The 9,516-nt window shown below is 62.8% G+C and carries 11 protein-coding genes; 4 read left to right on the top strand and 7 right to left on the bottom strand.

Annotated elements, in window-relative coordinates:
- From Y705_RS0100515 to ykgO, 3 genes are all read left to right on the top strand, one after another.
- On the top strand, positions 1 to 584 hold a 584-nt coding region (locus Y705_RS0100515), incomplete at its 5' end, for a GTP-binding protein (RefSeq protein ID WP_253908420.1).
- A 48-nt stretch (positions 585 to 632) separates the two neighbouring features.
- Positions 633 to 818, top strand: a complete 186-nt coding sequence (locus tag Y705_RS22825) for a GTP-binding protein (RefSeq protein WP_253908419.1) — start codon at positions 633 to 635, stop codon at positions 816 to 818.
- Positions 819 to 836: 18 nt separating this feature from the next.
- A complete protein-coding gene (gene ykgO, locus Y705_RS0100510; protein WP_026531456.1) occupies positions 837 to 959 on the top strand; it encodes a type B 50S ribosomal protein L36 in 123 nt (40 codons plus the stop codon).
- 68 nt (positions 960 to 1,027) lie between these two features.
- On the opposite strand, the gene Y705_RS0100505 is transcribed toward ykgO, so the two are convergent.
- From Y705_RS0100505 to Y705_RS0100480, 6 genes are all read right to left on the bottom strand, one after another.
- On the bottom strand, positions 1,028 to 1,432 hold the full coding sequence (locus tag Y705_RS0100505; protein ID WP_155849821.1) for a hypothetical protein: 405 nt from the start codon (positions 1,430 to 1,432) through the stop codon (positions 1,028 to 1,030).
- Positions 1,429 to 2,115: a class I SAM-dependent methyltransferase gene (locus Y705_RS16235; RefSeq protein WP_049822031.1), complete on the bottom strand. Its 687-nt coding sequence runs from the start codon at positions 2,113 to 2,115 to the stop codon at positions 1,429 to 1,431. Before Y705_RS16235 ends, Y705_RS0100505 begins: the two co-directional genes overlap by 4 nt.
- Before the next feature lie 207 nt (positions 2,116 to 2,322).
- A complete protein-coding gene (locus Y705_RS16230; RefSeq protein WP_049822030.1) occupies positions 2,323 to 3,768 on the bottom strand; it encodes an ABC transporter ATP-binding protein in 1,446 nt (481 codons plus the stop codon).
- Positions 3,765 to 4,655, bottom strand: coding sequence for an ABC transporter permease (locus tag Y705_RS16225; RefSeq protein ID WP_081737658.1), 891 nt, complete (start codon positions 4,653 to 4,655; stop codon positions 3,765 to 3,767). Before Y705_RS16225 ends, Y705_RS16230 begins: the two co-directional genes overlap by 4 nt.
- Entirely contained in the window at positions 4,652 to 5,668 is a 1,017-nt protein-coding gene (locus Y705_RS0100485) for an ABC transporter permease (RefSeq protein ID WP_081737657.1), read from the bottom strand. The genes Y705_RS16225 and Y705_RS0100485 overlap by 4 nt, the downstream gene beginning before the upstream one ends.
- A 2-nt stretch (positions 5,669 to 5,670) precedes the next feature.
- Positions 5,671 to 7,248: an ABC transporter substrate-binding protein gene (locus Y705_RS0100480; RefSeq protein ID WP_081737656.1), complete on the bottom strand. Its 1,578-nt coding sequence runs from the start codon at positions 7,246 to 7,248 to the stop codon at positions 5,671 to 5,673.
- Between the two features lie 420 nt (positions 7,249 to 7,668).
- Between Y705_RS0100480 and Y705_RS0100475 the strand changes: the two genes are divergently transcribed.
- Positions 7,669 to 8,745, top strand: a complete 1,077-nt coding sequence (locus tag Y705_RS0100475; RefSeq protein WP_081737655.1) for an IS630 family transposase — start codon at positions 7,669 to 7,671, stop codon at positions 8,743 to 8,745.
- A 384-nt stretch (positions 8,746 to 9,129) separates the two neighbouring features.
- Here the strand turns inward: Y705_RS0100475 and Y705_RS16220 are convergent.
- Positions 9,130 to 9,516: flavin reductase family protein (locus tag Y705_RS16220; protein WP_049822029.1), on the bottom strand; the 387-nt coding region annotated here is incomplete at its 5' end.

The raw sequence follows: 9,516 nt of genomic DNA, 5'->3' as shown, positions 1-9,516 counted from the left end.
CCAAACTCATCGGTGGATCAAGGCTAAGCCAGTCGTTCCGCATCGATTCGGTGGTGTTGGCCTGCGCCCCCGATGTGGTGGAGGACCAGATTTGGGATCACCACACGTTGTTTGAGTCCGGGTTCACTCCGACGCCGGAGGATCACCGGACTGCCGGGGAATTCCTCATTGGTGAGCTGTCCTTCAATGACACGGTGCTCCTGTCCGACCCGGCACTGATTCCGGTGGATCCACTCGTGCGCTCCCGCGGTGAGCAACTGATCCGTGAGCTCGCCCCGCACGCCGACATCGTTGAGAGCCACAGCGAGTTCCGTTCCGGCAGCCACGATTACACGGAGTCGCTCAGCCGCACTCTGCCCGGGACTGTCAGGGTCCCCGCCGCATCCTTGGCCCCACCATTCACGACCGTGGTCCAGCGGGTGGAGCGCCCACTGCATCCCGAGCGCTTCCAGCAAGCCCTGTCAACCCTGGCCGAAGGGTGCTGCTGGTTGCGCGGACGGCTGTGGATTGCCGCGGCACCGGGTTGCCGCGTCGCACTGCGGGGGATCGGACCACGGGTCTGGCTGGAAAACACCGGCCCCTAGCTGGTCGAAAACCCCCACCCCACAGCTGATCTGTTGCACCGGGAGGACATGGAAGCACGATGCGACTGGCACCCCGTGTTCGGGGACCGCGGAACCGTTCTCGCAGCCACCGGCGAGGGAATGGACCCAGCCGAAATCAACCGACTCCTGACAAGCTGCGAACTGACCGACGCCGAAATGATGGCCGGGCACGATTCCTTCACCGACCCCTTTGACCTCAGCCCGATCCACTAACGACGAAAAGGAACCATCATGAAAGTACGCAACTCCCTCCGCGCACTGAAAAAAGTCCCCGGAGCCCAGGTAGTGCGCCGCCGCGGCCGCACCTTCGTCATCAACAAGAAGAATCCCCGGATGAAGGACCGCCAAGGATAAAGCAACAGCATAGAACCACGGAGGCCGGCAGGGACTCTACCTGCTGGCCTCCGTGGGCTTCCGGGAAATTACCGGGGGTGCCCCAAACCGATGACGGCGGGAGCGAGCATGGCCGGTACATCGGCGTCCGGACGGTGCGGGCTGGACGGCCCACCATCGATGATCCATTGCCGGAGAGCTCCGCTCTGCGCGGAGCCTTCCATGCTTCCCAGCCAGACACTCCGGCCGGTCTCTCCACTGTCACCGTCGCGGCGGGCCACAGCGGCTACCGCAGCAACAGCACACGGACCCAGGCAATGCGCGGTGATGAGCACCGCACCCGATGACTCCCTGACAGCACTTTTCAGGTCATCGACGCTTCCTGAGTTGTCGGCAAGCATGCGCAACGCAGAGCAGCGCTGTCCGATGCAAAGGGCAAGCACCGGCCCGCCCGGGTCAGTCCGCGGTGTGTCCTTCGTCGTTCTACGTTTCACTGTGGCACCTTTCCGATGCCCACCAGTGTTGAGGCATCAATGGGAGTGGTCTTTCGCTGCTCAAGGACGTCCAGGTAGCGGTGGCGGACCTCTGTCATCTGGGCTGGCCCCAGGCCATCGAGCATCGCCCGGAAAGCAGACCCGGGGACCAGAGCCCAAGCTGATCGTTCATCGAGTTCAATACGGTGTTCGTGGACGTCGATTCGTACCTGTTCAAGCCCCAGATCCTGCAGCCAGTCGGCATAGGTAGGCGCTGTATTGATCCGGTTCAGGAGGGTCCCGACCTGGTCCCTGGACTCTTCGCCAAGGTGGGGCTTGAACGGGGAGAGGGCTTCCTTCAGGCACTCTCCGATCGGGGAGATCGCGCCACGTCGCCAGATGCTCAGAGCGGTTCGTCCGCCCGGACGGGTCTGGCGGATTAGGGAGCGGGTGCCGGCTTCCATGTCAGGGAAGAAAAAGATACCCAGCACGCACTGAACCAGATCAAAGGATCCGGCTGGTATCGGGAATTTCGTCGCGTCGTTCGCGGTGAACGAGACCCAATCGAGGCGTGGTGAGGCTACAGTGCCGCGGTCGACCGGTCGCCACAGCACCTCATCCAGCGCACCGAAAGCTTCCGCGGCCGAGAATGCCTGAGCATAACGGGTCGGTGCCTCTTCCAGCCTCCTCGGGGATGCGGTCATCGATTTATCCTGCGTTGCCGGTCGGTCCTTATGAAGCACTTCGGAACAGCCCTGTGGTCAGCATCGGATAACAACATAATTTAACTATAATCATTCTCATTAGAGATGGGTGGAAATCACAGATGTCGGTGTCGACCGACGACGTCGTCGAAGCAGCCCGATCAACCCTCGTCGTTGGCATTTGAGGACAGTCTGCTGATCTGGTTGTCAGTCGACGCGCGCCGGCGCCATCGACACCGGATCGGCATTGTCCAGTGACAGGTTCCGGTCGGTCACTGCGGCGGCGAGACCGATGTCGTGGGTTACCAGGACAAGTGCCGCGTCCTGCTCGGAGACCTGGTTCATGAGGCAGTCCATTGTTTCTTGTTGGGTGAGCAGGTCAAGACGGGAGGTGGGTTCGTCGGCAAAGATCACCCGCGGGTTCAGGAGCATGGCGCGGATGATTGCGATGCGCTGTAGTTCTCCTCCGGAGATCTCCCCGGGACGGCGGTCGAGCAGGGAGGGATCCAGTCGGAGCCGGTCCATCAGCATGTTGACCCGTTCCGGGTCGACCCGGTGGCGGCGGGTCACGTCGCGAAGACCGGCCCGGATCGGCGTCCGGGCCGGGAACGCAACGGTCGGGTCCTGGTAGAGCTTTTGGACCCGACCGTCAGCCAGGTCGGGATGATGGATCACTTCGCCGGCGTCTGGATGAACGAGTTTGAGGAGGATCCCGCCAAGGGTGGTTTTTCCGCTGCCGCTGGGCCCGGTGAGCGCTAGCCGTTCCCCCGGGGTGATCTCCAGATCCAGTCCAGAGAACAGCGGGAGGCCCCCGTAGGCTTTGCTCAGCCCTCTGGCTTCGATCAACGGTGTTGCGTCGGCAGAGGAAGCCCCTGCGCCGCGCCACGAAGGCACCCATTGATTCGGTTCCGCTGCGAGCAGCCGTTGCGTCCAGGGATGGGCGGGGGCGGTAAGCACCTGCTCGGCGGGCCCGTGCTCAACGATGTTCGCTTGCTGCATGACGAGCAGCTCTCCGCCCAAAGCCCGTGCGAGGTCGAGGTCGTGGGTGATGGTCAGGAGCGCCCCGCCGTGTTCGACGTGCTGTGAGAGCAGGCGTGCCAGGGAGTCCCGGGCGACCGGGTCCAGCCCTTTGGATGGTTCATCGGTGATGAGGACCTGCGCTCCGCCGATCGTTGCCGCAGCGAAGGCCACCCGCTGCGCCATTCCTCCGGAGAGGGTGTGCGGGTAGGTGTTGTGCACGTTGTGGAGGCCGAGCCCAGCAAGGCGTTCGCTCGCCTGTTCTAGGGCGTCTAGCCGTCCTCTTCGCCCGTGGAGGAAGCGTGGGTGGCCTTCTGCTACTTGTTGGTCAATCCGCATGGTGGGGTCCAGGGCCAGCACCGGTTCTTGCGGGAGCAGGGCCAGTCGGTGTCCCCATAGCTTCCGCCTCGCGCCGACGTCTGCCAGGCAAGAGCGGTCAGCACCGAAACGGATGTCTCCCTGGACCTGGAGGCTGCGTGGCAGGCTTCCCATCAGCGCGTGAGCGAGCAGGGATTTACCGCTACCGCTTTCACCGACGATGGTTACCGCTTGACCGGGTTCCAGGGTGAGCCGGGGTACGTCGACCAGGGCGCGGCCCTGGTGGTTAACTCGGACGTCGAGTAATTCGATGGTCATCGGCGGACCTCCTGTGCGCGCAGCCCGAGTAATCCTGCAAGGAGCAGCAGCAGCACCACGATGGGTGCCGTCACCATCCAGGGCGCTTCGTGGTAGTAGGGCAGGGATTCGGTAATGAGGAGCCCCAGTTCGGCGGTGGGTGGCTTAAGCCCTACCCCGACGTAGCTGAGTGTGGACATGGCAAGCACTGCTGTGGCCATGCCTAGTGAGGCCATCGTGAGGAGCACCGGAGCCAGTTCCGGCCACAGGTGGCGCCGCAGCATGTGCGCAGGTCCCAGACGCAACAGGTTCGCGGCCTCGATTGCCGGGCTGGTCAGCACGCTCACGGATCGGGCGCGCACCACGCGGAAGTATTCCACCCATAGTGCCAGGGCAATCCCGATGTAGATGGTCCACATTTCCCCTGAAGCCAGGGCCGCGAAGATCAAGACGATCAGCAAGGCGGGCAGGGCAAGGAAGATCTCGGAGATTCCGAGCAGCATTTGATCCACCCACCCGCGGCGCCAGGCGGCCAGAAGACCAAGAGCAACGCCGGTAGTAGCGGCCGTAGCCACACACACGATGGCCAAGCCGAGCGACAGGCGGGTGGCGTGGGCCAGTCGGGCGATGACGCTTCGCCCGAGGTGGTCGTGGCCGAATGGTTCTGCCAGCGACGGCGGCTGAAGGAACTGACTGAGGTCCTGGCTCGTGTACTGGCGCCAGATGAGCGGGCCGATGAGGGCGAAAAGCGCAAGGGCGGTGAGTAGGCCGGTGGACGCAAGGCGAGCCCACGGGATGCGACGTGGTGCTTGTCCGGTCGTTCCCCATAACGGTGTTGGTTGGGAATGCGCCGTTGTTACCGGACTCTCCGCGTTCGTGTGATCAACGTTCGGGGGTGTTGTGCTCATTGCATTTCCCTGGTGCGCGGGTCGAGGGCAAGAACCGCCAGATCAACGAGAGTCGAGACGACGACGACGATCAGGGCAAGCGCCAGGACGGTGGCCTGCATGGACGGAATGTCACGCCAGAACACCGCGTGCACCAGCGCGTGCCCGAGTCCCGGCCAGGCGAAGAGGCTTTCGACCACGACGACCCCCTCGACGAGAATCAGCACCTGGACCCCGATATAGGCGACCAGTGTGACGCCGGCGTTGCGCAGCACGTGGCGGGCCAGGACGATATGCCCTGCGAGGCCTTTGGTTCGCGCGAAATGCACGTGTTCGGACTCCAGGATCTGTGCAACGGTATCCCTGGTCACGCGCGCGAAGAGCCCGGACAGGCCCACGGCCAGGGTCAGCGCCGGGAGCACGATGTTGCCCCGTTCCCCGTGCCCGGCCGCCGGTACCCAGCCGAGCTGCACGGAGAAAACAATGATGAGCACGAGCCCCAACACGAACGGCGGCAGTGCACGGACCAGCGCAACCCAGGCGTCGGTGAGCCGATCGAGGACGCCGCCGCGGCTCCGGGCTGCAAGCAGGCCGATAACCGTCCCGAGGGTGACCGAGAGTAATAGTGCGACCGCGGCCAGGTGCACGGTGGCGGACAGGTGGTGGGCCAGTTCATCGGTGACCGAGGCTCCGGTCACCAGCGAGGCGCCGAAGTCCAGGCGCAGGGCGTCGGCGATCCAACCCCCGAGTTGCTGCCAGGCCGGGGTATCAAGGTTCAGCTCGGCGCGCACTTCTGCTGCGGCGCTAGCATCGACCTTGTCGTATCCATAGCGGCCGGCAGCGATGCGAAACGCAATGTCACCGGGCAGGTGTTGCACGATGACGAAGCAGGTTACCGTCACGGCGAAGGTGACACTGACCGCTTGGGCGGCACGCCGGATGAGGACCTTTCCGACGGCTCGCGCCAGGGAATAATCATGGTCAGTCCGCGCTGCTGGTGACCGGGGAGGTGAGGGAGCCGGAAGGGGAGCCATGTTCACTCCTGAAGGGAAACGCCGGCCAGGTTCCAGCTGCGCTCAAGGGGATCGAGGACGAATCCTTCGACGGCGTCGTTGACGATCACGCTCTGGCGGTACCAGGACACCGGGATGACGGGGAGCTGTTCCTGCAGAGTGATCCCTATCTGCTCGCGGGCAGTATTCGCCTCGGCCCCGGTGTGGTCGGATTCGGTGACCAGCCGGCTCAGAGCCTCGGTCATGTCCGGGTCGCTCCAGTTCATGGCACCCCAGTCGCCGCCTTCAGCCGGGTAATCCTTCAGAAGCGTGACGATCGGGTCCGGCACAAGGGCGAAGTTACGCGTGAAGAGCGCCATCTCCAGCGCATCGCTGGCATGGCCGGCGGGGATCTCACTTGAGTTATCAACTCGCACGTCGACACCGACACCGATTTCTGCAAGTGCTGCCTGGATTGCGGCCGCCATGGTTGGCAGCTCCGGACGGTCAGGGAACGTCAAGAGCTCCACCTGCAACGGCTGTCCGTTCTTTTCCCGCACGCTGTCCTCACCCACGGCCCACCCCGCCTCCTCCAACAACTCCGCGGCGCGTTCGGGATCGTGTGTCAGCGGATCAAGGCTCTCGTTATGCCAGGTTTCGAGGGCGGGAGGGAACATCTGGGTGGCGGCTATTTCTGGATCCCGCATAACAGCGGTAGCCATCGCCGGGCGATCCAACGCCATCGAGAAAGCCTGCCGTACGCGTTCATCCGAGAGTGCCGGGTGCTTTGCGTTGAGCTTGAGCACGATGGTGCGGGGAAGCAGCGCCGACTCCACCTGCAGCCCAGGAGCGCCCTCGACCCGCTGCAGGCTGGTTGGATCCATGCCGAAGACCACGTCCGCCTGCCCGCTCTCAGCCATCAGCGCACGGTTCTCCGCTCGCCCCACGCTTTCGTAAACCACACTTTCTGCCCGGGGAGCTTCCCCGTCGTAGCCGTCGAAAGCCTCCAGCTCGACCCGGGACGGAGGAGTAACCTCGACAACGCGGAATGGGCCGGACCCCACCACCCGGGATATGGATCCGTCCTCGGCATACGAAGAGGGGGCAAGAATCTGGGTGCTCGTTGCGGCTAACACCGCGGGCAGTGGAGCGAACGGCTCCGACAGGCCGATGATGACAGCATCATCCTGCGCCCGCACTTCGGCAATCGGAGCGACGGAGATGGTGTTGGCCTCGGAGGCTCGAGCAAGTTCGAGCGCTGCGACCACGGATTCCGCGTCCACCGGTGTGTCGTCGTGGAACACAGCACCCTCGCGCAGGGTGAACTTCCACTCCAGCCCGTCCTCGGAAGGATCCCACTCAGAAGCCAGTCCGGGCCGTAATTCTCCGGTGCCATCAGCATCGACGAGGGTTTCAGCCACCTGCAGGCGGGTGAAGATTCCCTCCGCAGTGGTCGGATTGAGGCTATGAACTTCCAATGGCCCGATCACATCAAGAACGCCATCTCCAGTTCCGGCGTCAGGGGCACTGTTCGGTGCCTGGCTACCGGCGCAACCGGTCAGCACAACGGCAACGACAGCTACTGCAGCGGTGGTCGACAGCGCAGGGAAGCGTACGGGCATGAGGAAATCCTTGATCGAGGGGGAGGAATGGGCCAGGAGGGGCAACAAAAGCTTATAACTAATTGATAATGATTATCAATTACAGGACTCGAACAGCACCGTCAGCGTCCGTCCTTCACCGTCTCCGGTGTGACGCATTCTGAATGCCGTGTCATTTTTCGAAGTCGTTTGCGCGGGCATCCGCGGAAGTACGGGGTTGTGCAAACGGGGGTGAACAGTTGGGTGTTCGAACCCGGCTGCACAACAGGCGTTCCGTATCGAAGTCGTCTGCACTCCCATGCTCTGCGGTGGTGAAAGATGAAGGCATCGCTTGCGGGATGGCAGGAACCGCCAATCGAAGCTGCAAAAATAGCCGCCATACGTCACTAGTGTAGCGTGTCGTTGATTCTTTTGGGTCTGGTTGTTTGTCAGAATTGGTCCATGGTGTATTTGGCGAAGGCGTTGGAGTTGCGTGAGGGCGATCGGGAGCGGCTTGAATTGTTGGCGCGGGGGAAGTCTTCCTCGGCGACGGTGGCCCTTCGGGCGCGGACCGTGTTGCTCGCCGCCGACGGGCGTCCGAATTTCGAGATCGAGAAATCGACTGGGTTTTCCGCCCCGACGGTCCTGAAATGGCGTAACCGGTACCTGCTCGAGGGCATCGAGGGACTCAAAAACGCGCCGCGTCCGGGCCGCGAGCCCGAGATCGATGAGTTGGCGCTCATCACCGAGACCCTGGTCAACGACGGGAAACCACCGCAGGAGCTGGGGATCTCGCACTGGTCGGCTCGGATCATGGCGGACCGGTTGGGAATCTCCTTTTCCTCCGTGGCCCGGATCTGGCGCAAGTGGAAGATCCAGCCGCACCGCATCGAGACATTCAAGTTTTCCACCGATCCGCAGTTGGAGGCCAAGCTGCGCGACGTGGTCGGGCTCTACATGGCCCCGCCGGAGAACGCGGTGGTGGTCAGCATCGACGAGAAGACCCAGATCCAGGCCCTGGACCGTACGCATGCGAACCAGCCGCTCTCGCCCGACCATGCATCCCAGCAGACCCACGACTACAAGCGCAACGGAACCACGACGCTCTTCGCGGCCCTGGATGTGCTCACAGGCAAGGTCAGCGCCAACGCCTTCTACCAACGGCACACCAACACCGAGTTCGTGGACTTCCTGGGCCAGGTCGCAGACGCGCACCCGGAGGTGGAACTGCACGTCATCTGCGATAACTACGCCACGCACAAGCACCAGAACGTCAAGGACTGGCTGGCCGCCAACCCGCGGGTGACCCTGCATTTCACCCCGACCAGCTGTTCCTGGCTGAACATGGTCGAAATCTTTTTCGGGCTCGTCACCCGACAAGCCATCAGACGCGGATCATTTCACTCGGTCCAGGACCTTGAAGAAACCATCGAGCGCTACATCGACAACTACAACGAACACGCCACACCGTTCCGCTGGATCAAAACCGCCGACCACCTACTGGGCAAGATCAAACGCAAACAAACCATTAACACGTGACACTAGGGCAGCCGCGCTGGCCCTAGTCTTCTTGATGATGCCCATGCAGACGACTTCGAACATTCTGTGCAAACGACTTCGAAGAACGACAGCTTTGGAGGGCTTAGACGGGCTCTGAAGAGGTGGCAGAAGCCATGTGCGAAAGTGCGGCGGTCGATCACCGTGCTTGGACGGATTTTGCCACCCGCCTTGAGGTGTGGCATTGGGGTACATCTCAACGCCACTGTGAAGAAGGCCTCAAATCGCGTAGCTTTAGGGTCCTTTCAGGGTTTCTGCAACGCGAGAGCGCGAGGATCTAGACCTGATGCAACGCCGGTCTTGCGGGCCGGCGCGTTGAGGTTATGCCATTGAGTTCTGCTTCAGAGAACGAGCTTGCTCACCAGCTCACTGTGAGGTTGTGGATGGCGGGAGGAGAGTCCTGTACTGGCTTTTGAAGTAGAGGAGCGGGTCGGGTCGTTTGGTGTGAGGTGTTCCTAGTTCGGTGACGTGTCCGATGACGATGATGTGGTCGCCGGCGTCGTGTTCGGTGTGGATGGTGCAGTCGAGCCAGGCCAGGGTGTCGTCGAGGACGGGCTTGCCCCGTCGGGTTGGGTGCCAGGTGATGCCGGCCCATTTGTCGGTGCCTCGGCGGGCGAACTGGTTGGAGGTGGCTTCCTGGCTTGCCGAGAGGATGTTGACTGCGAAGGTTCCGGTGTCGCGGATGCGAGGGTAGGTGGTGCTGGCCTTCATGACGCTGAAGGGGACCAGGGGTGGGTCGACGGAGACGCTGTA

It is taken from the genome of Arthrobacter sp. H41 (assembly GCF_000520535.1).
Taxonomy (GTDB): Bacteria; Actinomycetota; Actinomycetes; order Actinomycetales; family Micrococcaceae; genus Arthrobacter_D.
Note: the sequence above shows the minus strand (reverse complement) of the source record. Positions and strands in the feature narration are given on the sequence as shown.